The organism is Streptomyces sp. NBC_01283, from assembly GCF_041435335.1.
Taxonomy (GTDB): Bacteria; Actinomycetota; Actinomycetes; order Streptomycetales; family Streptomycetaceae; genus Streptomyces.
Genome location: NZ_CP108430.1, coordinates 4155477 through 4180990, shown reverse-complemented (window position 1 = coordinate 4180990; position 25514 = coordinate 4155477). Strand labels below are relative to the sequence as shown.

Below are 25514 nucleotides of genomic sequence, written 5' to 3'. Positions count from 1 at the left end.
CGATTTACGCAGGCATATAGACATGGAGAGGCGGCCGGGGTATGGACGCTGGGCTCAAGCGCGAGCTGGAGCAGAAGGTCCGGGACGGTGAGCGGCTGTCCCGCGAGGACGGCATCGCCCTCTACGACTCGGACGACCTGGCCTGGCTCGGCGGTCTCGCCCACGAGGTGCGCACGCGCAAGAACGGCGACGTCGTGCACTTCAACGTCAACCGCCACCTCAACATGACGAACGTGTGCACCGCCTCGTGCGCGTACTGCTCGTTCCAGCGCAAGCCGGGCGAGAAGGACGCGTACACGATGCGCATCGAGGAGGCCGTCCGCCTCGCCAAGGCGATGGAGGGCGAGAACCTCACCGAGCTGCACATCGTCAACGGCCTGCACCCCAACCTGCCGTGGCGCTACTACCCGCGTTCGCTGAGCGAGCTCAAGAAGGCGCTCCCGGACGTGTCCCTGAAGGCGTTCACGGCCACGGAGATCCACCACTTCGAGACGATCTCGGGGATGTCGGCGTCCGACATCCTCGACGAGCTGATCGAGGCCGGTCTTGAGTCGCTGACCGGCGGCGGTGCGGAGATCTTCGACTGGGAGGTCCGCCAGCACATCGTCGACCACCGCACCCACTGGGAGGACTGGTCGCGCATCCACCGCCTCGCGCACGAGAAGGGTCTCAAGACCCCGTGCACGATGCTGTACGGCCACATCGAGGAGCCCCGGCACCGGGTCGACCACGTGCTGCGGCTGCGTGAACTGCAGGACGAGACCGGCGGGTTCCAGGTCTTCATCCCGCTGCGCTACCAGCACGACTTCGTGGACATGAAGGACGGCAAGGTCCGCAACAAGCTCCAGGCGCGCACCACCATGGCGTCCGGCGCCGAGGCCCTGAAGACCTTCGCGGTCTCGCGCCTCCTCTTCGACAACGTCCCGCACGTCAAGGTCTTCTGGGTCATGCACGGCCTGCAGACCACGCAGCTCGCGCTGCAGCACGGCGCGGACGACATGGACGGCTCGGTCGTCGAGTACAAGATCACGCACGACGCGGACAACTTCGGCACGCCGAACAAGCTGACCCGCGAGGACCTGCTCGACCTCATCCGCGAGGCGGGCTTCCGGCCCGTCGAGCGCAACACGCGCTACGAGTCGATCCGTGAGTACGAGGGGCCGGACCTCTCGCTCCGGGAGACCCCGCAGGCGATGCGGGTCTGACCGCCCGCCGTGCACCACGCGCGAGCCCCGGCCCCATGGGCCGGGGCTCGCTGCGTCACGGGTGCTGTCCGGGATGCGGAACGCGGTTGAGGCCCGGTAGATGTAATGGTTAGCCTTCGGCTATGACACTTACCTTCCGCCTGGACCCCGAGATCGATCCCGCTCTGCGCGACGGCGTGCTCGCGCTCTGGGCGGACGTGTCCAACGCCGGCGGAGCCGTCGGTTTCGTGCCGCCCGTGACGGTCGACGACATCCGTCCCGAGTGGGTCAAGCGCCTGACGCAACTGAGCGAGGGGCACACCCGGCTCCTCGTCGGGTACGACGAGGACGGCACCGTCGCCGCGACCGCCTTCCTCGCGTACAACACCCACCGGCTGATGAGGCACTGGATCTGGCTGTACGTGGTGATGGTGCACCCCAGGCATCAGGGCAAGGGGTACGGGCGCGACCTGATGGCCGCCGCGGCGGACGCCGCCCGCGGGCTCGACGGCATCGAGGCGATCCGGCTCACCTGCCGGGGCGGCACGGGAGTCGACCGGTTCTACGAGTCCTGCGGATACAAGGAGGTCGGACGCGTGCCCGGCGCGATCCGGGTGGCCCCCGGTGACGACCGCGACGACATCACGATGCTGCTCCCGCTCGGCTGACGGTTCACCGGAGGGCTCACCCCCTTGCTGAGCGCGCCCCCTCCCATGCTTCACTGGAGGGGCTCGTCCTACTCGGGCCCATTTCGGAACGGAAGAGTGGATTGACATGCTCCGCTACACGCTGATGCGCCTCGGGGTCTTCGTGGGCTGCTTTTTCGCGGTCTGGGGACTTGTCTACGCCGGGATCCTGCCGAAGGGGCTCGGGGACTCCAACCTCCTCTGGGTGATGCTGCTCGCGCTCGTCATCTCCGCGCCCATCAGCTTCGTGCTGCTGCGGGGGGAGCGGGACCGGGCGTCGATCCAGGTCGTCGAGCGCGTGGAGCGCACCAAGGCCAACCTGGAGGCGAACCGCACCCAGGAGGACCTCGCGGACGACGCCGCTCGCGCGAAGTCGTAGCCTTCGTCCGCGAAGCCGTCGTCTTCGTCACACACGTAACTCGACCCCGGCACCGGAGCACCTGCTCCAGTGCCGGGGTTTCGTGCGTTTCATGGGTTCCTGTGGCATCTCTGCCTCGGATTGGCCCCGTCTACCTCAAACAAGACCTTTGATGTTCCCAAAGTTCAAGTGTTAACGTGTTCGACATGAAGACAGCAGCCGCGCACCGCATCCCCATGAGCGTCCCGCTCGTGGCGCGCCTGCATGTCGATCTCTGCCGCTGCATGTCCGCGGCCTGTCGTCGCCGTCTCTGAGTTCTCCCGAGTTCTCCGCGAACAGCGCGAACGACAAGCACCAAGTGACATCTGCACTGCGGCGGCACCGTCAAGGCCGTTCCGTCTGACCCCCTCGCGGTCGCCGCTCCCTCACGTCCCCCGCCATTACCCGGAGTGTGTCCGTGTCCGCGAACTCCCCCGTATCCCCGGCCCCCACGGCCGAGCAGCCGAAGTCCGGCTCCCGGATACCCGCGTTCCTCAAGCTGCCCTTCTGGGCCCAGATCCTCGGCGGTCTGGTCCTCGGTGTCCTGCTCGGCTGGCTGGCCCGCAGCCAGGACGTGTCCTGGCTCGTCACCACCCTGGACAAGGTCGGAAGCACCTTCATCGGCCTGCTGAAGCTGGCGGTCGCCCCGCTCGTCTTCTTCGCCATCCTGGTGTCGATCACCAACCTGCGTAAGGTCAACAACGCCGCCCGGCTCGCCACGCAGACGCTGATCTGGTTCATGATCACGTCGCTGATCGCGGTCGTCATCGGCCTCGCCATCGGGCTCATCACGAACCCGGGCGCCGGCACCGGCCTGACCCCGAAGGACGGCTCCAAGCCGGAGACCTCGGGCTCCTGGCTCGACTTCCTCACCGGGATCATCCCGACGGACGTCGTCACGCCGTTCACCGAGCTCAACGTCCTGCAGATCGTCTTCATGGCCGCCGTCGCCGGTATCGCCGTACTGAAGATCGGCGAGAAGGCGCAGCCCATCCTGGAGCTCAGCGAGTCCGTTCTCGCCCTCCTCCAGAAGGCCCTGTGGTGGGTCATCAAGCTCTCGCCGATCGGCACCATCGGCCTCATCGGCTTCGCCATCGCCGACTACGGCTGGGACCTGATCAGCAAGTACGCGACGTTCACCGCCGACATCTACGTCGGCTGCGCCCTGGTGATGTTCGGCGTCTACCCGCTGCTGCTCTCCACGGTCGCCAAGGTCAACCCGCTCCAGTTCTTCAAGGCCGCCTGGCCCGCGATCCAGCTGGCCTTCGTCTCGCGCTCCTCGGTCGGCACGATGCCGGTCACCCAGAAGGTCACCGAGCGCCTCGGCGTGCCGAAGGAGTACACGTCCTTCGCGGTGCCGTTCGGCTCGACCACGAAGATGGACGGCTGCGCCGCGATCTACCCGGCGATCGCCGCGATCTTCGTCGCGCAGATCTTCGACGTGCAGATGGGCATCAAGGAGTACGTCCTCATCGCCTTCGTGTCGGTCGTCGGCTCGGCCGCCACGGCCGGTCTGACCGGCGCCACGGTCATGCTGACGCTGACCCTCTCCACCCTGGGTCTCCCGATGGAGGGCGTGGGCCTGCTGCTCGCCATCGACCCGATCCTGGACATGATGCGCACCGCCACGAACGTGGCCGGCCAGGTCGCGACGCCGTTGATCGTGGCCGCGCGGGAGAACATCCTCGACCGCGACAAGTACGCGAAGGCCACGTCGTCCCCGCTCGACGGGTACGACGAGGAGCCCGCCGACGAGCGGCAGCCGGTGCCCGTCGCCGCCTGACGTCCCCCCGCTCGTGACGAGCGTGCCCCGCACCTGGATTCGTTCCGGGTGCGGGGCACGCTCGTTTCTTGGCCGGGTGGCTTCATGACTGGGTGGTGGCGACCGGTGTCGGGGGCTACTTCGGGTCGCGGTTGAAGACCTTCTTCGACCAGTGGTAGCCGAGGGCGGAGAGTCCGAGGCACCAGGCGAGGGTGATCCAGCCGTTGTTGCCGATGTCGGTGCCGAGGAGGAGGCCGCGGAGGGTTTCGATGGCGGGGGTGAAGGGCTGGTATTCGGCGATGGGCTGGAACCAGGTGGGCATGGAGTCGACGGGGACGAAGGCGCTGGAGAAGAGCGGCAGCAGGATCATGGGCAGGGCGTTGTTGCTGGCGGCCTCGGCGTTGGGGCTGACCAGGCCCATGCCGACGGCGATCCAGGTCAGGGCGGTGGCGAAGAGGACCAGGAGGGCGAAGGCGGCGAGCCATTCCAGGACGGTGGCGTCGGTGGAGCGGAAGCCGATGGCCACGCCGACGGCGCCGACGAGGACGACGCTGGCCACTGATTGCAGGACGCTGCCGATGACGTGTCCGATGATGACCGAGCCGCGGTGGATGTTCATGGTGCGGAAGCGGGCGATGATGCCTTCGGCCATGTCGGTGGAGACGGAGACGGCGGTGCCCACGACGGTGCCGCCGATGGTCATGAGCAGGATGCCGGGGACGATGTAGGCGATGTACTGGGCGCGGTCGGCGCCGCCGCCGCCGATGCCCGCGCTCATCACGTCGCCGAAGAGGTAGACGAAGAGCAGTAGCAGCATGATCGGTGTGAGCAGCAGGTTCAGGGTCAGCGAGGGGTAGCGGCGGGCGTGCAGGAGGTTGCGGCGCAGCATCGTGGACGAGTCGCGCACGGTGAGGGAGAGGGAGCTCATCGGACGTTCTCCTTGGGCTGGTTGGGGACGGCGGCCGGGCCGGTGAGGGCGAAGAAGACGTCGTCGAGGTCGGGGGTGTGCACGGTCAGTTCGTCGGCTTCGATGCCTGCGGAGTCCAGCCAGTCGAGGAGGGAGCGCAGTTCGCGCTGGGTGCCGTCGCTGGGGATCTGCAGGGCCAGTGCTTCGTCGTCGCGGGTGACTTCGCGCAGGGTGGTGGCGGCGGACTGGTAGGCGTCCGGGTCGTCGAAGCGCAGGCGTACGTGGCCGCCGGGGATGAGCCGTTTGAGCTCTTCCGCGGTGCCTTCGGCGGCGATCTTTCCGTCGTTGAGTACGGCGATGTGGTCGGCGAGTTCGTCGGCCTCTTCAAGGTACTGGGTGGTGAGGAAGACGGTGACGCCGTCCGTGACGAGCTCGCGGATGATGGTCCACATGTTGTGCCGGGAGCGCGGGTCCAGGCCGGTGGTGGGCTCGTCGAGGAAGATGATGCGCGGGCTGCCGACCAGGGTCATGGCGATGTCCAGGCGGCGCTTCATGCCGCCGGAGTAGGTCGAGGCGGGCTTCTTCGCCGCTTCCACCAGGTCGAAGCGCTCCAGGAGTTCGGCGGCGACCCGGCGGCCCTCCTGCTTGGGCAGGTGGTGCAGGTCGGCCATGAGGAGCATGTTCTCCTCGCCGGTGATCAGGCCGTCGACGGCGGAGAACTGCCCGGTGACACCGATCGCGGCGCGCACCTTCTGGGGGTGTGTGGTGAGGTCGTGGCCCGCGACCTGGGCCTGTCCGCCGTCGGCGGTGATGAGCGTGGAGAGGATCTTGACGGCGGTGGTCTTGCCGGCGCCGTTCGGGCCGAGCAGCGCGTACACGGAACCGGTGGGGATGCGGATGTCGACGCCGTCGAGGACGGTCCTGTCGCCGTAGGACTTGCGCAGCCCGACGGCGGAGACGGCGGTCGATGCGGGGTGACCGTTGTTCTGGTTGGATGTGGACATGACAGATGAAGGCATGGGGCCCTCCCGATAGAAGGCTGAGGTGATGGGGGGAAGAGGCTTGCGGGGCTCCGGTCCCGGCCGCGGCCGGGGCGCGGTCAGGCGCGGGGGCGGCGGAGGTCGATGTTGCCGTGCTTGGTGCGGGCGCGGATCTTGACGGTGTCCTCGGTCTCCGCCGGGCCCTCGGCCGCGGTGAGCGTGTTGCGCACCTGCCCCTTGTCGGAGCTGACGTCCAGCCAGGCGGCCGTGCCCTCGCGGATGCCCACCTCGATGGCGCCGTAGTTGGTCTCCAGCTGCACCGTGCCGCGGGCGACTTCGCCGACCCGCAGGGTGCCGTGAGCGTTCGTCGCGGTGACCGAGCCCTCGGCGCGCAGGATGTCGATGTCGCCGTTGGCGCCGCTCACCCGCAGGTCGCCGGTGACGGCGCCGATGGTCGTGCTGCCGTGCGAGTTCTTCAGTACCGCGGGGCCGTCGACGAGGCCGACGCGCATGCTGCCGGAGCTGGTGGTGATCTCGGCCAGGCCCTCGACCCGGTCGACGGTGATCGAGCCGTGCGAGACGGTCAGCTGGAGCGGGCCGGTCGTGTCGAGGCGTACGTCACCGACCGAGGCCTTCACGTGGGCCTTGCCGAGCCGGCCCTCGCCGTACACCTGGGTCCAGGAGCCGGTCACCTCGACGTGCGAGCCCGTGGGCAGCTCGACCGTCACGTCGACGGCGCCCGCGGGGCCGATGAGGAAGCGGTCCTTCGTCCTGATGGTCAGGACGCCGCTGCTGTACGTGACCTCGGTCTGCTCGGCGGCCCGTGCGTCCTTGTCCTTCTTCGGGTCGTGCGGCTTGACCTCGACGACCGTGTCGGGCCGGTCGCCCGCGACGAACTGGATGGAGCCCGCGCCCACGTGCGCCGTGGCCGAGATCGGTTCGGGAGTGTCGAAAGAAGGCATGGCTGTCCCGTCCTCTTGGGTCTTGGGGGCGTCCCCGCTGGTGGGACGTGGTGTCGGTGACGTGCTGGGTGGGGCGGGGCGTGGCTAGCGCACCCAGCCCGTGATGCTCTGTCCGGTCGTGCGGGCCTTCTGCGGCGTACGCGGCCGGGCGTCACCGTCGACCGCGGCCGACACGGCGCGGATCAGCCATGCGTTGACCGAGAGGCCCTCGCGGTTGGCCGCCTCCTCGGCGCGGGCCTTGAGGTGGGCCGGCAGGCGCAGGTTGACGCGGGCGGTGCCGCCCTCGTCGCCGTCGGCGGGGGCCTGTGACTTGAACGGTTCGGCGGGGGCGTACGAGGGCGCGTGTGCGGGTGCGTCGTTCGGGTCGGTGGTGCCACTGTCGGTGGGCGGCAGCGTCACCACGAAGTCGGGGTCGAGCCCGCGCAGCCGTACGTCGACCGAGCCCGGGGCGAGCTCGCGGGTGATCTCGTCCATCGCGGCCGAGAGCACGTTCAGCATGGTCAGCCGGGTCGCCGACTCCAGGGGAGCGGTGAGCCGGTCGGCCAGCTCGCGAGCGTCTTCCCCGCCGGCTTCGGCGGCCACCGCGAGTTCGCGGCGGAGGGTGTCGACATACGGGGTGAGGTCCATGACGTCATCATGGCACCATCGTGGCGCCACCCGCAAGCCCGCTGGCGCCTTGGGTGGGGTGGGTGATGGGGGTGGTTTGGGTTCTGGGTGCTTGACCTGCAGAAATGAAGATCTGGTGTGCCGGGTCATGGTGGCGCCAGGGTCTGGCGCCAGTTGGTGCCATGTGGTGTCGGGGGCGCTGGCTGCCGTGGGGGTTCGAGGGGCTGGTCGTAGGCTGGCCCTTCTGTGCACAGGCTGTGGGGAAGGGGGCGCCGGGGTGGGCGACGGGGCGGGTGACGTGAAGGTCGGGACGGCCGGTGGTGCCGCCGGCCGTGCGGCGGGGAAGCGGCAGAAGCGGATGCCGCGGGCCGTGCGGGAGCAGCAGATGCTGGACGCGGCCGTGCGGATCTTCGGGCAGCGGGGGTACCGGGCGGCTTCCATGGATGAGATCGCGGAGGTCGCGGGGGTCTCGAAGCCGCTGGTCTACCTGTATCTGAACTCCAAGGAAGAGCTTTTCACCGCGTGCATCCGGCGGGAGTCCGCGGCATTGGTCGCGGCGGTGCGGGGCGGGGTGAGCGGGAGCGGGTCCGCCGACCGGCAGCTCTGGGCCGGCCTGCAGGCCTTCTTCACGCATACCGCGGAGCGCCCCGACGCGTGGGTGGTCCTGCATCACCAGGCGCGGACGCAGGGGGAGCCGTTCGCCGCCGAGGTCACCGTGATGCGCGAGGAGATCGTGGCGTTCGTGACGTCCTTGATCGCGGAGGCGGCACGGGAGGCGCACCGGAAGCCGGAGCTCGCGGAGCGTGAGGTCGCAGGGCTCGCCCAGGCGTTGGTGGGAGCCGCGGAGTCGCTCGCGGGCTGGGCGAACGGCGACGCTTCGGTGTCCGCGAAGGAGTCTGCGGCGACGCTGATGAACTTCGCGTGGGCGGGACTCGGGAAGCTGATGGAGGGGCGGCGCTGGGCGCCGTGACGGTGGGCCTTGCCGCCTAGCTGGTGCTGAGGGGGCGGAGGGTTCCGGTGATGTGGGTGGTGCCGCTGCGGGCGTCACGGAGCTGGAAGTCCGGCCCGTCGGCCGCGTAGGTGACGGTGCCGGGGAGCAGTACGGGGGCCTTGAAGTCGGCCTGTACGTAGGCGGATTCGGGCGTGCCGTACTCCGCAAGGCAGCGGGCCACGGTCCACATGCCGTGCGCGATGGCTCGGGGGAAGCCGAGGAGGCGTGCGGTGAGGGGGTACAGGTGGATGGGGTTGCGGTCGCCGGAGACGGCGCCGTAGCGACGGCCGAGGTCGCGGGCGATGGGCCACTCGGCGAGGGCGGGGAGCGGGGCACTGTCGGGCTGCGCCCGGGGGCTTGTGGGGGTGGCGGTTCGGTGGCGGGCCAGGTAGGTGCTGCTGGACGTCCATACGATGCTGCCGTCGACGCGGGCCTCGGTGACGAGGGTGGCTTCGGTGCCGCGCCGGTGGGGCGCCAACCGGGATGCGTGCACGGAGAGTTCGAGGGTGTCGGCGGTCGTCGGGGCGCGATGCTGGGTGATCTCGATGGACGTGTGGACGAGACCGAGCAGCGGCAGCGGGAAGGCGCGGGTGGTCATGAGCCGCATGGCCAGGGGGAAGCTGAGGACGTGGGGGTAGGTGAGGGGGAGGGTGTGCGGGGCGGTGCGGAACCCGCAGAGGCGGGAGTAGACGGCGAGGTGTTCCGCGCTGGGGCGTACGTCGCTGAGGGTGGGGCGTGAGGTGGGGAGGGGGGCGTCGGAGCGGGCCCGCTTGAACGGGGAGAGGATCGCGCCGCGGAGGAGCAGGGGGGCGAGCATGGGGGTCGTCCTTTCGGGGTTCCGTGTTGCGGGGGCTGCGGGGCCCTGCGGGGCTTGGCGGGGGCTGCGGGGCTGGTTCGTGTGTGGGTGCGAGGCCGGTTCGGTTGGGGCGCCTTGCCCTTCGGCGGGCCAGGCCTGCGGGCCGTGCTTCGGGCGGGCGTCCCGCCGTGCCTGCGGCTGCGGGGCCGGCTCGTCTGTGGGTGCGGTGCCGCGCCGGTATGTCCGTCCTCGCTATCGTCCGGTGGCCGCGGGGTTGCTTCGGGGCTGGAGTGCCGCGAGCCGTGCTCCGGGCGGACATACCGCCATGTCCCCTCGGGTCTCGATGCCGACTGCGGGTGCTTGCCGGTGCGGTGCGGTGCGGTCCGGTTGTGGGTGCGGTGCCGTGCCGGTATGTCCGTCCTCGCTATCGTCCGGTGGCCGGTGGGTTGCTTCGGGGCTGGAGTGCTGGGAACCGTGCTCCGGGCGGACATACCGGCACGTCCCCTCGGGTCTCGATGCCGACTGCGGGTCCTGCCCGGTTGAGGTCCCCGCCCGCCCTCGCCTTTGGTGCGCGGAGCTAGCGGCGCGTCCCCCTCGCGAGCGTTGCCGATTGCGGCCGCTCGTTGGCTGATCGATGGTGCTGCGGGGTAATCGGGTGGGTGGGCGGGAAATTCTTGTTCGCTCGGGGCTGGATGCGGGGCAATCGGGCGGGTGGGTGGGGAAGGCTTGTTCGGGGAGGGGCCGGTGCCGGGCCACCGGAGGCTCGTTGGGGCGAGGCTATGCGCCGAGAAGGCTCTGGCCGCAGACCCGGATCGTCTGGGCGTTCACGGCCGCTGAGGCCGGGGAGGAGAGCCACGCCGTGGTCTCGGCCACGTCCACCGGAAGACCCCCCTGCCCAAGGGAGTTCATCCTGCGGCCGGCCTCGCGGATGAAGAGCGGGACCGCCGCCGTCATCTTCGTCTCGATGAACCCGGGGGCCACCGCGTTGACGGTCACCCCGTACTCCGCGAGCGCCCCCGGCGCCAGAGCCCGCACCAGGCCGATGATCCCCGCCTTGCTGGCGGCGTAGTTCGTCTGCCCGGCATTCCCCGCGATCCCCGCGATCGACGCCGTGGCCACGACGCTCCCGCCCCGGTTGAGCGTCCCGGACGTGAGCAACGCGTCCGTCGTGCGCAGCACGCTCGTCAGGTTCACGTCCAGGACCGGGTTCCAGCGGTCCGCCGGCATGTTCGCCAGTCTGCGGTCCCGCGTGATCCCCGCGTTGTGGACGAGGACGTCCAGGCCCCCGGGGGCGAGCGCCGACGCCATGCGTTCCCCGGCGTCGTCCGCCGTGATGTCCAGCGGCAGCGCCGTACCGCCCAGCCGTTCCGCGACCCGCGCCAACTCCCCCTGCGCGGACGGCACATCGAGTACGACCACATGCGCCCCGTCCCGGGCAAGGATCTCGGCCACCGCCTCGCCGATCCCCCGCGCCGCCCCGGTCACGAGCGCCGTGCGGCCCGCGAGGGGGCGGGCCCAGTCGAAGGGCTCCTGTGCCGCGGGCTCCCCCACCTCGATCACCTGGCCGCTCACATACGCCGACCTCGGCGACAGCAGGAAACGCAGCGTCGATTCAGCGGCCGCCGCCGACCGCATCCGGACCAGCGTCGCCGTGCGGCCCTTGCCCAGCTCCTTGCCCAGGGAACGTACGAAACCCTCCAACGCCTGTTGCGCCGCCGCCTGGTGGTGGTCCGACGGCGAGATGGGGGCGCCGAGCACCACCACGCGGCCGTTCTCCGCCACCGAACGCACCACGGGGTGCAGCGCCGCATGCACGAGGGCGAGGTCAGGGGTGTCGCCAATGCCCGTTGCGTCCAGTATCACCGCCGTCGGGTGGGTGGACTCGGACACGAGCTTGAGGGGCGTTCGCGCCAGCGTCGATGCCAGTTCCGGCTGGTGAGGGGAGGTACCGCCTGTCGTCAGGTGCAGCAACTCGCCCTCCAGGAAGGGGCTCTCCGGGGTCCAGCGGCGCAGCGTGGACGGCTGGGGCAGGCCGAGCCTCCGGGTGAGGAAGCGGCCGGGTGCGGTGCCCGTGAAGTTCAGATAGCGGTCGGCCATTGTCCAACTCCCAGCTCGGTCGTAAATTTACTTCAGAGTAAGGTTACTCAAGGGTCAGGAGCTGGTCGAGACATGAAACTGCCCACCACCCGCCGCGTGGCGGTCATCGGCGGCAGCCGCATCCCCTTCGCGCGCTCCGACGGTCCATACGCGACCGCTTCCAACCAGGAGATGCTGACCGCCGCGCTCGACGGACTCGTCGAGCGGTACGGGCTCGACGGCGAAGGCGCCGTGGGCGAGTTCGTCGCCGGTGCCGTGCTCAAGCACAGCCGGGACTTCAACCTCGCCCGCGAGACCGTCCTCGGATCGCGGCTCGCGCCGACCACACCCGCGTACGACATCCAGCAGGCCTGCGGCACCGGGCTGCAGGCCGTCATCGCCGCCGCCAACAAGATCACGCTGGGGCAGACGGAGTCCGCCGTGGCGGGCGGCGCCGACACCGCGAGCGACGCCCCGCTCGGTCTCAACGACTCCCTGCGGAAGATCCTCCTGTCCGCCCGCCGCGCCAAGTCCGCCGGAGGCCGCGTCAAGGCGCTCGCCCGCATCCGGCCCTCGCACCTCGTGCCCGACATCCCGCGCAACGCGGAGCCCCGCACCGGGCTTTCGATGGGCGAGCACGCCGCCGTGACCGCCCAGAAGTGGGGCGTCACGCGCGAGGCGCAGGACGAGCTGGCCGCCGCCAGCCATCAGCGGCTCGCCGCCGCGTACGACAGGGGGCTCCTGGACGGGCTCGTCGTGCCGTTCCGCGGTCTTGAGCGGGACCAGAACCTGCGGCCCGGGTCGACCGTCGAGAAGCTGGCGAAGCTTCGGCCCGTCTTCGGGATGAAGGGGCCCAACCCCACCATGACCGCGGGGAATTCGACCCCGCTGACCGATGGCGCCGCCGTCGCCCTGCTCGCCGGTGAGGAGTGGGCCGAGGCGCGCGGGCTCGAACCGCTGGCCTATCTGACCGCGTACGAGACCGCCGCCGTCGACTTCGTCGGCGGCGATGTCTCGGGCGGCGAGGACGGGCTCCTGATGGCGCCCGCGTACGCCGTGCCGCGGATGCTGGAGCGGGCCGGACTCGGGCTCGCGGACTTCGACTTCGTCGAGATCCACGAGGCGTTCGCCTCGCAGGTGCTCGCCACGCTGGCCGCCTGGGAGAAGCGGGGACTCGGGACCGTCGACCGGGACCGGCTCAACGTCGCCGGGTCCTCGCTCGCCACGGGGCACCCCTTCGCCGCCACCGGCGCGCGGATCGTCGCCACCCTGGCGAAGCTGCTCGCCGAACGGGGCACCCCCGGGCGCGGGCTGATCTCGGTCTGCGCGGCGGGCGGACAGGGGGTGACGGCGATCCTGGAGCGGTACTGATCCGCCGCGGGCCCTCCCCGACCGGAGTGCCCCGCAGCCGGCTCCCCCCACAGTCGGCAGCCCCTTACTGAACCCCGGGCGCCCCTGAAATCCGCCCGCCCCACACCGACAAGGAGCCGCCACCCATGTCACCCGTCTCGCCCCAGCCCGCCCTGGTGGAACCGCACTTGCGGCACCTCGACGGCGTCGTACGCGAAGTGTCCGTGCCGCCGTTCGCCGCCGCCGTCCGCAGCGGGTCCCTCGCCGACATCCCCTTCGACAACGCCCGCGAGGCACCCGCCGAAGCCGTGCTCTCCCGCAAGGGCGACGACGGGCGGTGGCGGGACGTGTCCGCCGCCCAGTTCGCGGAGGAAGTGCTCGCCGTCGCGAAGGGGCTGATCGCCGAGGGGCTCGCTCCGGGGGACCGGCTCGCCATCATGGCGCGTACGACGTACGAGTGGACGCTCCTCGACTTCGCGGGCTGGGCCGCCGGGCTCGTCACCGTGCCGGTCTATCCGACCTCCTCCGCCTACCAGACCCGGTGGATACTCCAGGACTCCGGCGCCGTCGCACTCGCCGTCGAGACCTCGGCGCTCGCCGCCTCGCTCGGCCCCGAGCGGGACCGGATGCCCGACCTGAAGCACCTGTGGGCCTTCGAGAAGGGGGACGTACGGCGGCTCGCCGAGCTGGGGCGGAAGGCGGGAATCTCCGACGTGGAAGTGGCGGGCAGGCGGGCCGAGCTCGGGCCCGACTCCGTGGCCACGCTCATCTACACCTCCGGCACCACCGGGCGGCCCAAGGGCTGCGTCCTGACCCACGGCAACTTCTTCGCCGAGGTCGACAACGCGATCGAGCTGCTCCACCCCGTCTTCAAGTCCGTCAGCAAGGAGCCCGCCTCCACGCTGCTCTTCCTGCCGCTGTCCCACGTCTTCGGGCGCATGGTCGCCGTCGGCTGCCTGCGCGCGCGGGTACGGCTCGGGCACGCGCCCAGCATCCAGACCGAGGACCTCCTGACGGATCTGAGCGGCTTCCGGCCCACCTTCCTGCTCGCCATCCCGTACGTCCTGGAGAAGGTCTTCAACACCGGGCGCGCCACCGCCGAGAAGATGGGCCGCGCCTCCTCCTTCGACCGTGCCGCCCGCATCGCCGTCCGCTACGGCGAGGCCGTCGAGGCGCGGCAGCACGGCACGGGACCCGGCCCGGCGTTCGGGCTCCGGCTGGCCCGCGCGCTGTACGACCCGCTCGTCTACCGGCGGATCCGCGCGGCCCTCGGCGGCAAGGTGCGGTACGCGATCTGCGGCGGTTCACCGCTGGGGCGCCGCCTCGCCGCGTTCTACGCGGGGGCGGGCATCGAGATCTTCGAGGGGTACGGCCTGACCGAGACCACCGCGGCGGCGACCGTGACCCCGCCGCTGAAGCCGAGGCTCGGCACGGTGGGCTGGCCGCTGCCGGGCACGCGCGTGCGGATCGCGGACGACGGCGAGGTGCTGCTCGCCGGGGGCCAGGTCTTCGGCGGCTACTGGGACGGGCAGGCCCGGCGCGTGGTGCCCGCGAGGGCGGAGTGGTTCGCGACGGGGGACATCGGCGCCCTCGACGCCGACGGATACCTCTCCATCACCGGGCGCAAGAAGGACATCCTCATCACCACCGGCGGCAAGAACGTGGCGCCCGCCCCGCTGGAGGACTGGCTGCGCGCCCACCCGCTGGTCGGCCAGTGCATGGTCGTCGGCGACGACCGGCCGTACATCACCGCGCTGATCACGCTGGAGCCGGACGGCATCGCGCACTGGTGCCGCATGAAGAAGAAGGCGCACACGGGCCCGGGCCTGGCGGACGACCCCGACCTGCGCGAGACCCTGCAGCGCGCCGTGGACGAGGCCAACAAGCTCGTGTCGCGGGCCGAGTCCATCCGGCGGTTCGCCGTGCTGCCGGTGGATTTCACGGAGGAGAGCGGCCATCTGACCCCGTCCCTGAAGCTGAAGCGGGACGCCGTCGAGCGGGACTTCGCGGCGGAGATCGAGGGCCTCTACGGACACGCACGGTAGCCGGTGTCACGCACGGTCACCTGAACGGGCGGGGTCGCCGCCCCGCGCTTAGGGTGATCGAGGGGCAGACCCAGGGAGGTTGCCGTGCGTGGAGCTGTGGCACTCGCCGGCGTGACAGCGCTGGCCGTCGTGGGGACAGGAGCCTGGCTGCCGGGCGAGCGCGCGGCGGCCGGGCGCGCGGTGGCCAAGCCCGCACCGGACCCGTCGTCATCCTCCTCATCCTCGTCGCCGTCGTCGCCGTCCGCGCCGTCGTCCTCGCACTCGCCCGACCTGTCCCGGTACTACACGCAGAAGATCAAATGGGGGGCCTGTGAGGGGGCAGGGGCGGACCTCATGTCCGACTCCGACGCCACCGCCGTGCCCAAGGACAAGAGCATCCAGTGCGGCAGGATCACCGTCCCCCTCGACTACGCGAAGCCGGGGCGCGGCAAGGTCAAGCTCGCCATGATCCGCATCAAGTCCAGCGGCAAGCCCCGGGGTTCGCTCCTGCTGAACTTCGGCGGCCCCGGCGGCGCGGGGGTGTCCGGGCTGCTCGCCGCGCAGAAGGAGTTCGAGTATCTCGGCAAGGGGTACGACGTCGTCTCCTTCGATCCCCGCGGTGTGGGCGAGAGTTCGCCCGTGAGCTGCGGCGACGCCGGTGAGCGGGAGCCGGAGATGGAGGGGGACTCCGACGACCCGGGTGCCGTGCTGGACGAGATGCGCAAGATATCCGAGGAGTGCAGGAAGAAGTCGGGGCCCGTCCTCCCCTACGTCGGAACCGTCAACGTCTCGCGCGACATGGACGTCATGCGCGAGGTGCTCGGCGACAAGAAGCTCAATTACCTCGGCTTCTCGTACGGGACGCGGCTCGGTGCCGTGTACACCGCCCAGTTCCCCAAGAACGTCGGACGGATGGTCCTCGACGGCGTGGACACGCTGACCGAGGACGTCGCGGAGCAGGCCCTGGTGAGCGCGGAGGGCCGGCAGACCGCCCTCGACAACTTCATCAAGTGGTGCACGGGAAACGCCGGTTGTGTCCTCGGCACCGACTCGCGCGCGGCACGCGGCAACATGACCGAGCTGATCAAGGGCCTCGACACGTACCCGCTCCAGTCATCGGACGGCGCGGAGTTCACCGGCCAGGACGTCGTCGACGTACTCGGGCAGGCGCTCTACAGCAGGCAGTCGTGGCCCGCGCTCTCGCAGGCGCTCGGCGCGCTCCTCGCGGACGGGGACCCCAGGGCGATGCTGCGGATGAGCGGATCCCTGGCCGAGCAGACCCGCGGCGGCGGGGTCGCGAGGGTGCGTGGGCGGGCGCCGCAGGACGTGCCCGCCGACAACATGGCTGCCGCGCTCATGGCCGTGAACTGCGCGGACGACCCGGACCGCCCCGACGAGGACAGCATCGAGAAGGAAGTCGGCAAGCTCCAGGAGGAGTTCGAGTCGACGTCCGCCATCTTCGGGCGTTCGATGCTGATGCCGGTGCTGTTCTGCTTCGGGCGGCCCGCGGGCACGGACTACATCCGTGACGACGTACGCGACGTGAAGAGCCCCGACTTCCTCCTCGTCGGCACCCGCGGCGACCCGGCCACGCCGTACCGCTGGACCGAGGAGACCGCGAAGCGGCTCGGCTCGGCGGCGGTCGTCCTGGACAACAAGGGAGACGGCCACACCGGTTACGCCGGGTCGAAGTGCGTGCGGGACAAGGTGGACGGGTTCCTGCTGTACGGGGAGATGCCCCGGAACGGGAGCTCGTGCGGGGTGGACGAGGAGGATTAGGGGGGATCGGGAGACCAGGAGGGCTACGAGCGGGCCGCCGGGTCAAGCCGGAGCATCGCGTCCTCGGTCTCGGTGCCGACCGGGGCCTGGTAGCTGACCAGGCGCTGGCCGCCCGTCCTGGCGAGCTGCATCGTCTCGTACGTCAGGGTCATCGTGCCGACCTTGGGGTGCGCGAAGGTCTTGACGCCGCCGCCCCGCTCCTTCACGTCGTACCGCTCCCACAGGCGGGCGAAGTCCGGTGACTTCAGGAGCAGTTCGCCCACCAGGGCGGCGAGCTCGGGCGAGTCCGTGTCGAGCCCGCCGACCGCGCGCAGATGCGCAACCGAGTTGGCGACGGTCTCCTCCCAGGGCACGTAGAGGGCGCGGCCCACGGGATGCAGGAACAGATAGCGCGTGATGTTGCGCTTCTCCGGCGGCCAGTCCCAGAGACCGGGCAGGAGGTTGCGGCCGGGCGCGTTGGCGGCGAGCAGGTCGTTGTGGCGGCTGACCACGTACGCGGGGAGCGGACGCAGGGCCTCCAGCATCCGCAGGATGGAGTCGCGGACGGTGCGGTCGGTGGTCGGGCGGGGCTCCGTGAGGCGGCCCGACGCGAGTTCCGCCAGGTCGTGCAGCCGCTCGTGGGCGTCGCCGCTCAGGCGCAGGGCGCGGGCCAGGGCGTCGATGACGGAGGCGGAGGGGTTCGTCTCGCGGCCCCGCTCCAGGCGCGTGTAGTAGTCGACGCTGACCCCGGCGAGGGTCGCGAGCTCCTCGCGGCGCAGCCCGGGGGTGCGGCGCAGGCCGGTGCCGACCGGCAGCCCCGCGTCGCTGGGGCTGATCTGCGCCCGCCGCGCGCGCAGGTACCGGCCGAGCTCTGTTCCCTCTGGTGCTGCCATGCGTCCATTCTCCCCGGTGGGCGGCGCGCGTGGGGGGCCGTGTCAGGGCCAGGAACGGTGCGGTCTGCCGGGGCGGCGGCAAGGGGCGGAGTCTTTGGTGTGCGTCCGGTGCCGCCGGTGCCGCCGGTGCCGCCGGTTCTTCGCCCCGCCCCGACCTTCCCCCCGCTTACACGACTCGCAGGAGTAATCCCATGCCGCTCACGGACAACGCAACCGTCACCACTGCTGCCTCTGCCGCCACCGCACGGCCCGCCCGCGGCGCACACGTCCCAAGCCCCGCCCGAAGCGACAGAAGCACCCGAGATACCGGTACCGGCCCCGGCCCCGGGCCCGGCCCCACCCGCTCCCGGACCGCCGCTCTCCTCGCGTCCCTGCTCGGCTTCACCGTCATCACCGTCGACGTGTCCGCCGTGAACATCGCGCTGCCCGCCATCCGCACCTCCCTGCACGGCGGCATGGCAGGCCTGCAGTGGGTAGTCGACGCGTACACGCTGATGTTCGCCGCCCTCATGCTCTCCGCGGGCGCCCTCGCCGACCGGGCGGGAGCGCGCCGCGCCTACGTATGGGGCGTCGGGCTCTTCACCCTCGCCTCGCTCGCCTGCGCACTGGCCCCCGGCATCGGCGCGCTCATCGCCGCCCGCGTCGCGCAGGGCGGGGCCGCGGCCATCGTCATGCCCGCCTCGCTCGCGCTGATCCGGCAGGCGTACGACGACCCGCGCCGCCGCGCACGTGCCATCGCGCTGTGGACGGTGGGCGGTTCGGTCGCCATGGCCGCCGGGCCCGTACTGGGCGGAGTGCTCACCGAAGCAGCAGGCTGGCGGGCGGTGTTCCTGCTCAACCTGCCCGTCGGGGCCGTGATCCTGGCCCTCCTCGCCCGCACCGCCCCGTCCACGCGCCGCCCCGCACCCATCGACCTCGCGGGTCAGGCCACCGCCGTGCTCACCCTCGCGGGCCTTGCCTTCGCCGTGATCGAGGGCGGGCACCTGGGGTGGACCAGCGCGCCGGTGCTCGGCGCGGTCGCCGTGGCCGTCGTGGCGGGCCTCGGCTTCTACGTCACCGAGAAGCGGCACCGCGCGCCGATGGTCCCGCTCGGCATGCTGCGGGACCGCCGGGTCAGCGTCTCGCTGGCGATCGGCTTCGCCGTCAACGCGGGCTTCTACGGGGTCGTCTTCCTGCTGGGCCTCTACTTCCAGCAGCTGCGCGGGATGTCGGCGATCGCCGCCGGTCTGATGTTCGTGCCCCTGGCCGCCATCATCACGTCGACGAACCTCGTCTCGCCGCGCATGGCGGAGCGGATCGGCCGCCGCCGGGTCATCGTGGCCGGGCAGGCGGTGCTCGCCCTCGCGATGTTCGTGCTCCTGCCGCTCGCCGCCGACACCCCGCTCTGGCTGGTGCTCGTACTGCTGATCCCCACCGGAATGGGCGGCGCGTTCGCGGTCCCCGCGCTGACGGCGCTGCTGATGGACGCGGTCCCCGCCGAGCGTGCGGGCACGGCGTCCGGGCTGCTCAACTCCCTGCGCCAGACGGGCGGTGCCATGTCCGTGGCCCTGTTCGGCGCACTCCTGGTCTCCGACGGTACGACGGGCTTCTCGGTCGGCGGGATGCGGGAAGCGCTGCTCGCGGTGGGCCTGCTGCTGTGCGCGACGGCGGCACTGGCAGCCTGGCTGCTGCCGAGGGACGGCCGCTGAGGCGCTGACGGGGCGGGGCGTTGCAGGAAAATCCCGGGGGGAGTGCGGTGGTGAGGGGCGGTGGGGGGTGGGTGACGGCTCGTGGGTGGGAGTTTCTTGCAGCGGGCGAGCGGGTGAGCGGGTGAGCGGGCGAGCGCGGCAGAGGGTGAGCGGGCGTGCGGGCCAGTGCGGCAGCGGGAGAGAGGGCATGCGGGCCATTGAGCCGGCGCGCCCACGCGCCAGCAGCCCGCGCGTCAGCGGCCCACGGGGTGAGCGGGTCACCGCGCCCCATGTGCTCACGTGACAGTGGCCCATGAGGTGAGCGGGCGTGCGGGTCGCCGTGTCTAGGTGCCAGCGGCCCACGGGCCATCAGGCGAGCGGGCCTCCGCGCTTCCGCGCCCACGCGTCAGCGGCCCCGGAGGTGAGCGGGTCACCGCGCCCATGTGCTCACGTGACGGTGGCCCATGAGGTGAGCGGGCGAGCGGGTCGCCGTGTCTACGTGCTAGCGGCCCACGGGCCGCCAGGCGAGCGGGCCCCCGCGCTTCCGCACCTCCGCGCCCGCGCGTCAGCGGCCCACGGGGTGAGCGGGTCACCGCGCCCATGTGCTCACGCGACAGTGGCCCATGAGGTGAGCGGGCGAGCGGGTCGCCGTGTCTTCGTGCCAGCGGCCCACGGGCCATCAGGCGAGCGGGCCCCCGCGCCCCGGGGCGAGCCGCCCCCCGGCCGGCCCCCACCGCGAGCCGGAAAAGACGGTGGGGTCCGAGCCGGTCCGCGGTTACCGTTCCCGGATGCGCCGACAAGCCGAACAAGATGCCGCCAGCCCCGGCCCCGTAACTCCCGACGACCTCGACCAGGTCGTCCAGCTTGCCCTTGTCGCTCTCCGTGAAGCGCCCCCGGACGCCTGGGGCGGCAAGGCGGGGGCGTTGGAGTGGGACTGTTGGGAGACCGTGGAGCATCTCGCGGATGATCTCTTCGCGTACGCCGCTCAACTCGGCCCGCGGCAGCCGCCCATGGACAGTGAGGTCCCGTTCGTCTGGGAGCCGCGCAGGCCGGGCGGCCCGTCCAACGCCATCCACGCGGACCGTGCCGCCGGCCCCGCCGGGCTGCTCCAGGTCCTGGAGGCGAGCGGGGCCCTGCTGATCGCCATGGTGCGCACGACGCCGCCGACGACCCGCGCGTACCACGGCTTCGGGGTCTCGGACCCGGAGGGCTTCGCCGCGATGGGGGTCGTCGAGACGCTGGTCCACACCTACGACCTCGCCGAGGGCCTGGGGCTGAAGTGGGCCCCGCCCGCCGACGTGTGCGCCCGGGTTCTCCACCGCCTGTTCCCCGATGTCCCTTCCGGCGACGACCCCTGGCCGACGCTGCTGTGGGCCACGGGCCGCGGCGAGCTCCCTGGGCAGGCGCGGCGTACGTCGTGGCGCTGGTACGGGGAGCCCCGCGGGTAAGGCGACGTGCTGAAGGGGTCCGGGAAACCGGGTGCGGCTTCCCGGACCCCCTCCGCCTGGCTCAGGCGGTCGGCGTGGCCGACACCTCGGGGGAGAGGGCGGACTCAAGGTCGTCCTCGTTGACGGTGGCGACGGCGTAGTAGTACTTCGTGCCGCCCGTCAGGCCGCGGTCCACGTACTCCGAATCGGTCGTGAAATGCGTGAACTCGGCGTTCTCCTTCGTCACGCCGGGCTTGGTGGAGCGGTAGACGCGGTAGCCGGCCACGGGTGAATCGCCGTTGCCGTACGGGGCGATGTACCAGCTGAGCCGCACACTGCCCGCACCCGGCGTGACGTCATAGATCTGCGTGGCGCCCGGCGGCTTCGGCTCCGAGTACGTCGGCCTGACCGATGCGGAGGCGGGCGAGGCGACGGAGTGCTGGGACGTGGCGACGACGGCGTAGTAGTAGCCCCGCTCGCCCTCGTCCTCGCCCACGGTGGCCGTGTACTCGGTGCGCGTCACGTCGGCCACGCGGTTGGCCGGGTCGGTGATGTCGACCGGCGAGGTCTTGGAGCGGTAGACGGTGTAGGAGGAAACCGGCACGTACGGGCTCTGCGACCACGACAACGTGAGCCGCTTGCCCACGAGTTGGGCGTTGCCGAGGGCGGGGGCCATGGGCGCGGTGGCGTCGGTGACGGTCTTGGTGCCGTTCACGATCTCCGACGACCCGGACTCGTTCCCGACGGCGTCGACGCCCCGCACCTCGTAGAAGTACATGCGGCCCGGGTCGCCCTTCGTGTCCCGGAAGGTCAGCGACGTCGTCGAACCGACCTTGACGCGGTGGGCGTTGGGGGATTCGGCGCGGTACACCACGTACTTCACCGAGTCCGAGTCGCCGGTGCGCCACGTCAGCGTCACACCGCGCTCGTCCTCGCGGACGCGGGTGAGGTCGCGCGGCGCGAAGGGCGCGACCGTGTCCCGGGTGCCGCGGACGGACTCGGTGTACGGCGAGACGTGACCGGCGTCGTCCAGGGCGCGGACCTTGTAGGCGTACGCGACGTCGGGGTCGGCGCCGCTGTCCACGTACGAACTCGCGGGCCCGGTGCCGAGCAGCTCGTAGGGGCCGACCTCGTCCGGGTCCGTCCCCTCGGCCTCGGCGCGGTACACCTCGTAGGCGGTGGCCGCGGAGAGCGGGCTCCAGGAGAGGGATATGGACTCGCGCCCGGATTCGACGCGGAAACCCTCGGGGGCGTCGTACAGGGGGTTGTCGGGCTGGTCCGGGTCGTCGCCGACGCCTCGGTCGGCGGAGCTGGGGGCCGTGGCGGACGCGGCGGCGTGGGCGGTGCCGGTTAACCCGAGGGCGAGGACGACGACGGCGGCCGCGGAGGCGACGGCTGCGGGTCGGAGATGACGGCGTTGAGACACGGCTTGCGTTCCCTTTCCGGTGGAACCACGTACGGACGTACGGGGGTACGGGATGCACTCGTGGGGGGAGTTGGTGGCGCTGTGGTGGTGCTGTGGCGCTGTCGCTCTGTGGTGCCGTGGGGGCAGGAAACTGTAGCCGCACATGACCGGTGGCCGGGAGGCGGCTCACCGTCAGCGCGACCCGGTCCGGACGGTGCGACCTGACCGGCCCGACCCGATCAGCCTGCCTCGACCCGACCCGACCGGGCACAGGATGTCGGGTCCGGCAGGGTGTGGTCTTCCTAGCGTGAGGCGTGAAAGGGAAGGAGTCCGGGGTGCTTGAGCGGTTGAACCAGGCCATGGAGCACATCGAGGCCCGCCTCGACCAGCGGATCGACGTGGCCGAGCTCGCGCGGATGGCGGTGACGTCGGAGTACCACTTCCGGCGGCTGTTCTCCGCGCTGGCGGGGATGCCGCTGTCGGAGTACATCCGGCGCAGGCGGCTGACCGTCGCGGGAGCCGAGGTGATCGCCGGGGAGCGGACGCTCCTGGAGGTCGCCGTGCGCTACGGCTACTCGTCCGGCGAGGCCTTCGCGCGGGCGTTCCGCGGGATGCACGGCGTCGGGCCCGGCGAGGCGAGGCGGGGCGGCGCGACCCTGCGCTCCCAGCCGCGGATGTCCTTCCGCCTCATCGTCGAAGGGAGCAGCAGCATGCGGTACAAGGTCGTCGAGAAGGACGAGTTCCGGGTCGTCGGCAGGAAGGCGCGTGTCCCGCTCGTGCACGAGGGCATGAACCCGGACATCGCCGAGTTCATCCGGGGGATCGGGCGGGAGACGCTGCAACGCATCGAGAGCCTGTCGGACCAGGAGCCGCAGGGAATCATCTCGGTGAGCGACAACCTGGACGAGAGCCGCGCCGAAGGGACCGAACTCGACTACTACCACGGTGTGGTGACCGGCGCGGCGGTGCCCGACGACATGGACGCGCTCACCGTGCCCGCCGGGTCCTGGGCCGTTTTCGAGAGCGCGGGGCCGTTCCCGCAGACGCTCCAGTACATGTGGCGGGACGTGTTCACGCAGTGGTTCCCGTCGAACCCGTACCAGAGCAGGCCGGGACCGGAGATCCTGCGGACCCGCCTCTCGGACGACGGCACGCGGGCGGACGCGGAGCTGTGGATCCCTGTGGAGCGGACGGTGGTCTGAGCGATGGTGCGCGGCGGCTTCCCGAAGCCGCCGCGCACCAATGAACTCGGTCCGGTCGGTCAGCAGTTGCCCCGCGCCGACTTGCCCGCGAACCGCTCCGCGAGCCAGTTCGCCGCCAGCGGCGACTGCGTGATCACCCCGGAGACGTGCTCGCCCAGCGGAACCGTGTGCCACTCGACGTTCGCACCCTTGGCGCACCAGTCCGTGCGGACCTGCTTGCCCACGCCGTACGGGATCAGCTCGTCGGTGATCACGTGGTACTGGTACACCGGCGCGTCCGGAGCCCGCGTGCCGACCGTCGACTCGCGAAGACGCTGCTGCCAGTCCGGCTGGTCGAGGGGGTTCCGCACCGTCATGTCGGAGATCTTCTTGAAGGAGCCGAGGACCGCGCCGTCCGCCACACAGCTGTCGCGCAGCGTGCCGATCAGCTTCTTGCCCGTCGGGTTCAGGTACGACTCCAGGTTCAGTTCGGGGAAGGCCGCGTCCTGGCCGATCGCTGCCATGAAGACCAGGCCCGAGCCGTACGAACCGTCGTTGAAGGCCGCCACCTTCTTCAGGTCGCCGGGGATGCCGCCGGCCGCCGTGCCCTTGACCTTCAGGTCGGGGGCGTACGAACCGTGCAGCTCGGCCGCCCAGCTTGCGGCCTGGCCGCCCTGCGAGTAGCCCATGATGCCGACCGGGGTGTCCTCGCCGAGCCCCGCTTCCGGGAGACGGATCGCGGCGCGGGCCGCGTCGAGCATGGCCTGCCCCTCGGCCCTGCCGACGGTGTAGGTGTGGTCGCCCGGGGTGCCGAGACCCTCGTAGTCCGTCACGGCGACCGCCCAGCCGCGCAGGGTGAGTTGCTGGATCAGATTGGCTTCCATGGTCGTCCCCTTGGGGAAGCCGGCGCTCGGGGCGCAGTGGTCGCCCATGCCGATCGTCCCGACGGCGTACGTGATGAGGGGGCGGGGTCCCTTCCGGCCGTCCTGCGGCACGATGACCGTGCCGGAGACGGTGTTCGGCTCGCCCTTCGCCGTCGTCGACCGGTAGTCGATCTTCCAGGCCTTGGTGTTCGTCGGCTGGCCCGGCAGCGGGTGGAAGCTGCTCGGTGCGGAGCTGACGATGTCTCCGGGGGCGGCGGCGTCCGACGGTGCGGCCTGCGCCGTCACCGGGGTGACGGCCGACAGGCCGAGCGCGGCCACCACGGCCAGGGCTCTTGCGCTGGAACGAACGTGCATGCGGCTCTCCCGACTGTGCTCAGTGGGTGGGGTCACTGTCCTCAGGGGCTGGGGCGTCATTCTGTGTGCGCCGTGCAGGCGTTGACGGTAGTGACGCGCGAGCGGGTCGAGCGCTGACGGGAGCGCTCACCTTTGTTGACTCCGGAGAATCCCCCCCGGGTCTGGGGCATACGTGAGTGGGCCCTACGCCAGCTCGGACCCCAGCTCCCACGACTCGTCGTAGGGGTGCGCCACCCGATAGGCCCCCGGCGTCGTGCCCGTCCAGCGCCGGAACGCACGGTGGAAGGCCGTGTCCTCCGAGAAGCCGAGCCGCGCGGCGAGCTCGGCGATGGGCTCGGCACCCTCCGCGAGTCCGGCGATCGCCGCGTCACGCCGGACGGCGTCCTTCAACTGCTGGTACGACGTGGACTCCTGGGCCAGCCGGCGGCGCAGCGTCGCGGGACTCACGGCGAGGCGGGCGGCGATCTCGCCCAGGGAGGGCAGGCGGGGAGAGGTGCGCAGCGCGCGGGCGAGGGCGCGCCGCACCTGTTCGGCGACCGTCGTCCCGTACTCGCGCCGCGAGAGGAGGTCGAACGGCGCACGGCTCAGCATCCCCTCAAGGGCCTCCTCGTCCCGGATCAGCGGCGCGGCCAGCCAGCGCTCGTCGAACCCGGCGCCGGTACGCGGCGCACCGAAGCGGACCGGACAGCCGAAGAGAAGTCCGTACTCATCCTTGTGCGGGGGTGGCGGATGCCCGAACTCGGCCCAGTGCAACGGGATGCGGCGCCCGATCAGCCAGCTGCACAGGCGGTGCCAGATGATGACGAGGCACTCGGCGAGGAAGTAGTCGCGTTCGAGGTCGTTGCGTACGGCGAAGACGGCGCTGCCCGTCCCGCGGTGCTCAAGGGTGAGGTCGGGGCCGCCGGGGAACAGCCCGTAGAAGGTGACGCCCCGCTCCATGGCGGCGCCGAGATCACGGCAGCCGAGGGACGCGTGGCACATCATCGCGAAGGTGCCGGGCCTGCTGACGGCCGCGCCGAGGCCGAGGAACTCGTCGCCGGTGGCGCGGTACAGCTCCCGGAAGAGGCGGGCGAACTGGACCTCGGTGATGCGGGACCGGTCGTCGCCGAGCAGGAGCGGGGGGATCTGGGCGGTGCGGAGCAGCGGGACGGTGTCGATTCCGCGGCGCTCGGCGCCGTGCAGCATGGCACGGACGTGGTGGACGGTGATGGTCCGGCTCGACAT

The 25514-nt window shown here is 71.3% G+C and carries 21 protein-coding genes; 11 read left to right on the top strand and 10 right to left on the bottom strand.

What is annotated here, in order from left to right:
- Positions 1-41: 41 nt before the first annotated feature.
- From mqnE to OG302_RS18950, 4 genes are all read left to right on the top strand, one after another.
- A complete protein-coding gene (gene mqnE / locus OG302_RS18965) occupies positions 42-1205 on the top strand; it encodes an aminofutalosine synthase MqnE (protein ID WP_371527868.1) in 1164 nt (387 codons plus the stop codon).
- Positions 1206-1327: 122 nt separating this feature from the next.
- Entirely contained in the window at positions 1328-1852 is a 525-nt protein-coding gene (locus tag OG302_RS18960) for an N-acetyltransferase family protein (protein WP_371527867.1), read from the top strand.
- Between the two features lie 106 nt (positions 1853-1958).
- Positions 1959-2249, top strand: coding sequence for a DUF4229 domain-containing protein (locus OG302_RS18955; protein WP_371527866.1), 291 nt, complete (start codon positions 1959-1961; stop codon positions 2247-2249).
- A gap of 436 nt (positions 2250-2685) precedes the next feature.
- On the top strand, positions 2686-4050 hold the full coding sequence (locus tag OG302_RS18950; protein WP_371527865.1) for a dicarboxylate/amino acid:cation symporter: 1365 nt from the start codon (positions 2686-2688) through the stop codon (positions 4048-4050).
- 115 nt (positions 4051-4165) lie between these two features.
- Here OG302_RS18950 and OG302_RS18945 read toward each other — a convergent pair whose 3' ends face one another.
- From OG302_RS18945 to OG302_RS18930, 4 genes are all read right to left on the bottom strand, one after another.
- Positions 4166-4957: an ABC transporter permease gene (locus tag OG302_RS18945; RefSeq protein WP_371527864.1), complete on the bottom strand. Its 792-nt coding sequence runs from the start codon at positions 4955-4957 to the stop codon at positions 4166-4168.
- Positions 4954-5955 (bottom strand): ATP-binding cassette domain-containing protein, encoded by a 1002-nt coding sequence (locus OG302_RS18940; RefSeq protein WP_371527863.1) that lies wholly within the window; start codon positions 5953-5955, stop codon positions 4954-4956. Before OG302_RS18940 ends, OG302_RS18945 begins: the two co-directional genes overlap by 4 nt.
- An 80-nt stretch (positions 5956-6035) precedes the next feature.
- Positions 6036-6878, bottom strand: a complete 843-nt coding sequence (locus OG302_RS18935; RefSeq protein WP_371527862.1) for a DUF4097 domain-containing protein — start codon at positions 6876-6878, stop codon at positions 6036-6038.
- Positions 6879-6962: 84 nt separating this feature from the next.
- Positions 6963-7505 (bottom strand): toxin-antitoxin system HicB family antitoxin, encoded by a 543-nt coding sequence (locus tag OG302_RS18930; protein ID WP_371527861.1) that lies wholly within the window; start codon positions 7503-7505, stop codon positions 6963-6965.
- A gap of 337 nt (positions 7506-7842) precedes the next feature.
- On the opposite strand from OG302_RS18930, the gene OG302_RS18925 reads away from it, so the two are divergent.
- Positions 7843-8454, top strand: a complete 612-nt coding sequence (locus OG302_RS18925; RefSeq protein ID WP_371750162.1) for a TetR/AcrR family transcriptional regulator — start codon at positions 7843-7845, stop codon at positions 8452-8454.
- A gap of 16 nt (positions 8455-8470) precedes the next feature.
- Here the strand turns inward: OG302_RS18925 and OG302_RS18920 are convergent, their stop codons facing one another.
- Both OG302_RS18920 and OG302_RS18915 read right to left on the bottom strand, forming a co-directional pair.
- Positions 8471-9292, bottom strand: coding sequence for a MaoC/PaaZ C-terminal domain-containing protein (locus tag OG302_RS18920; RefSeq protein WP_371527860.1), 822 nt, complete (start codon positions 9290-9292; stop codon positions 8471-8473).
- Between the two features lie 756 nt (positions 9293-10048).
- The gene (locus OG302_RS18915; protein ID WP_371527859.1) at positions 10049-11368 is read right to left on the bottom strand and encodes a 3-oxoacyl-ACP reductase; all 1320 of its coding nucleotides are present in this window, start codon (positions 11366-11368) and stop codon (positions 10049-10051) included.
- Positions 11369-11440: 72 nt separating this feature from the next.
- Here OG302_RS18915 and OG302_RS18910 point away from each other — a divergent pair, with 72 nt between their 5' ends.
- The 3 genes from OG302_RS18910 (at position 11441) to OG302_RS18900 (ending at position 16500) form a co-directional block, all read left to right on the top strand.
- Positions 11441-12718 carry an acetyl-CoA C-acetyltransferase gene (locus tag OG302_RS18910; RefSeq protein ID WP_371527858.1) on the top strand — a complete coding sequence of 426 codons (1278 nt, stop codon included), beginning with the start codon at positions 11441-11443 and terminating at the stop codon, positions 12716-12718.
- 125 nt (positions 12719-12843) lie between these two features.
- On the top strand, positions 12844-14742 hold the full coding sequence (locus tag OG302_RS18905; RefSeq protein WP_371527857.1) for a long-chain fatty acid--CoA ligase: 1899 nt from the start codon (positions 12844-12846) through the stop codon (positions 14740-14742).
- Positions 14743-14826: 84 nt separating this feature from the next.
- Positions 14827-16500 carry an alpha/beta hydrolase gene (locus OG302_RS18900; RefSeq protein ID WP_371527856.1) on the top strand — a complete coding sequence of 558 codons (1674 nt, stop codon included), beginning with the start codon at positions 14827-14829 and terminating at the stop codon, positions 16498-16500.
- Between the two features lie 23 nt (positions 16501-16523).
- On the opposite strand, the gene OG302_RS18895 is transcribed toward OG302_RS18900, so the two are convergent.
- A complete protein-coding gene (locus tag OG302_RS18895) occupies positions 16524-17372 on the bottom strand; it encodes a helix-turn-helix domain-containing protein (RefSeq protein WP_371527855.1) in 849 nt (282 codons plus the stop codon).
- A gap of 191 nt (positions 17373-17563) precedes the next feature.
- Here OG302_RS18895 and OG302_RS18890 point away from each other — a divergent pair, with 191 nt between their 5' ends.
- Complete coding sequence (locus OG302_RS18890; protein ID WP_371527854.1) at positions 17564-19060, top strand: MFS transporter; 1497 nt, start codon at positions 17564-17566, stop codon at positions 19058-19060.
- Positions 19061-19827: 767 nt separating this feature from the next.
- Positions 19828-20487, top strand: a complete 660-nt coding sequence (locus tag OG302_RS18885; protein ID WP_371527853.1) for a maleylpyruvate isomerase N-terminal domain-containing protein — start codon at positions 19828-19830, stop codon at positions 20485-20487.
- A 61-nt stretch (positions 20488-20548) separates the two neighbouring features.
- Here OG302_RS18885 and OG302_RS18880 read toward each other — a convergent pair whose 3' ends face one another.
- A complete protein-coding gene (locus OG302_RS18880) occupies positions 20549-21892 on the bottom strand; it encodes a fibronectin type III domain-containing protein (protein WP_371527852.1) in 1344 nt (447 codons plus the stop codon).
- A 314-nt stretch (positions 21893-22206) separates the two neighbouring features.
- On the opposite strand from OG302_RS18880, the gene OG302_RS18875 reads away from it, so the two are divergent.
- Positions 22207-23073, top strand: a complete 867-nt coding sequence (locus OG302_RS18875) for a GyrI-like domain-containing protein (RefSeq protein ID WP_371527851.1) — start codon at positions 22207-22209, stop codon at positions 23071-23073.
- A gap of 59 nt (positions 23074-23132) precedes the next feature.
- On the opposite strand, the gene OG302_RS18870 is transcribed toward OG302_RS18875, so the two are convergent.
- Complete coding sequence (locus OG302_RS18870; protein ID WP_371527850.1) at positions 23133-24290, bottom strand: lipase family protein; 1158 nt, start codon at positions 24288-24290, stop codon at positions 23133-23135.
- A 183-nt stretch (positions 24291-24473) separates the two neighbouring features.
- On the bottom strand, positions 24474-25514 hold the full coding sequence (locus OG302_RS18865) for an AraC family transcriptional regulator (protein ID WP_371527849.1): 1041 nt from the start codon (positions 25512-25514) through the stop codon (positions 24474-24476).

Excerpts from the sequence above, each read along its gene's own strand:
- OG302_RS18890 (WP_371527854.1), top strand. The coding sequence starts at position 17,564 with ATGCCGCTCACGGACAACGCAACCGTCACCACTGCTGCCTCTGCCGCC.
- OG302_RS18870 (WP_371527850.1), bottom strand. The coding sequence starts at position 24,290 with ATGCACGTTCGTTCCAGCGCAAGAGCCCTGGCCGTGGTGGCCGCGCTC.
- OG302_RS18910 (WP_371527858.1), top strand. The coding sequence starts at position 11,441 with ATGAAACTGCCCACCACCCGCCGCGTGGCGGTCATCGGCGGCAGCCGC.
- OG302_RS18930 (WP_371527861.1), bottom strand. The coding sequence starts at position 7,505 with ATGGACCTCACCCCGTATGTCGACACCCTCCGCCGCGAACTCGCGGTG.
- OG302_RS18905 (WP_371527857.1), top strand. The coding sequence starts at position 12,844 with ATGTCACCCGTCTCGCCCCAGCCCGCCCTGGTGGAACCGCACTTGCGG.
- OG302_RS18960 (WP_371527867.1), top strand. The coding sequence starts at position 1,328 with ATGACACTTACCTTCCGCCTGGACCCCGAGATCGATCCCGCTCTGCGC.
- mqnE (WP_371527868.1), top strand. The coding sequence starts at position 42 with ATGGACGCTGGGCTCAAGCGCGAGCTGGAGCAGAAGGTCCGGGACGGT.
- OG302_RS18865 (WP_371527849.1), bottom strand. The coding sequence starts at position 25,514 with ATGTCGAGCCGGACCATCACCGTCCACCACGTCCGTGCCATGCTGCAC.
- OG302_RS18925 (WP_371750162.1), top strand. The coding sequence starts at position 7,843 with ATGCCGCGGGCCGTGCGGGAGCAGCAGATGCTGGACGCGGCCGTGCGG.
- OG302_RS18955 (WP_371527866.1), top strand. The coding sequence starts at position 1,959 with ATGCTCCGCTACACGCTGATGCGCCTCGGGGTCTTCGTGGGCTGCTTT.
- OG302_RS18915 (WP_371527859.1), bottom strand. The coding sequence starts at position 11,368 with ATGGCCGACCGCTATCTGAACTTCACGGGCACCGCACCCGGCCGCTTC.
- OG302_RS18895 (WP_371527855.1), bottom strand. The coding sequence starts at position 17,372 with ATGGCAGCACCAGAGGGAACAGAGCTCGGCCGGTACCTGCGCGCGCGG.
- OG302_RS18920 (WP_371527860.1), bottom strand. The coding sequence starts at position 9,292 with ATGCTCGCCCCCCTGCTCCTCCGCGGCGCGATCCTCTCCCCGTTCAAG.
- OG302_RS18945 (WP_371527864.1), bottom strand. The coding sequence starts at position 4,957 with ATGAGCTCCCTCTCCCTCACCGTGCGCGACTCGTCCACGATGCTGCGC.
- OG302_RS18885 (WP_371527853.1), top strand. The coding sequence starts at position 19,828 with ATGCGCCGACAAGCCGAACAAGATGCCGCCAGCCCCGGCCCCGTAACT.
- OG302_RS18940 (WP_371527863.1), bottom strand. The coding sequence starts at position 5,955 with ATGCCTTCATCTGTCATGTCCACATCCAACCAGAACAACGGTCACCCC.
- OG302_RS18935 (WP_371527862.1), bottom strand. The coding sequence starts at position 6,878 with ATGCCTTCTTTCGACACTCCCGAACCGATCTCGGCCACGGCGCACGTG.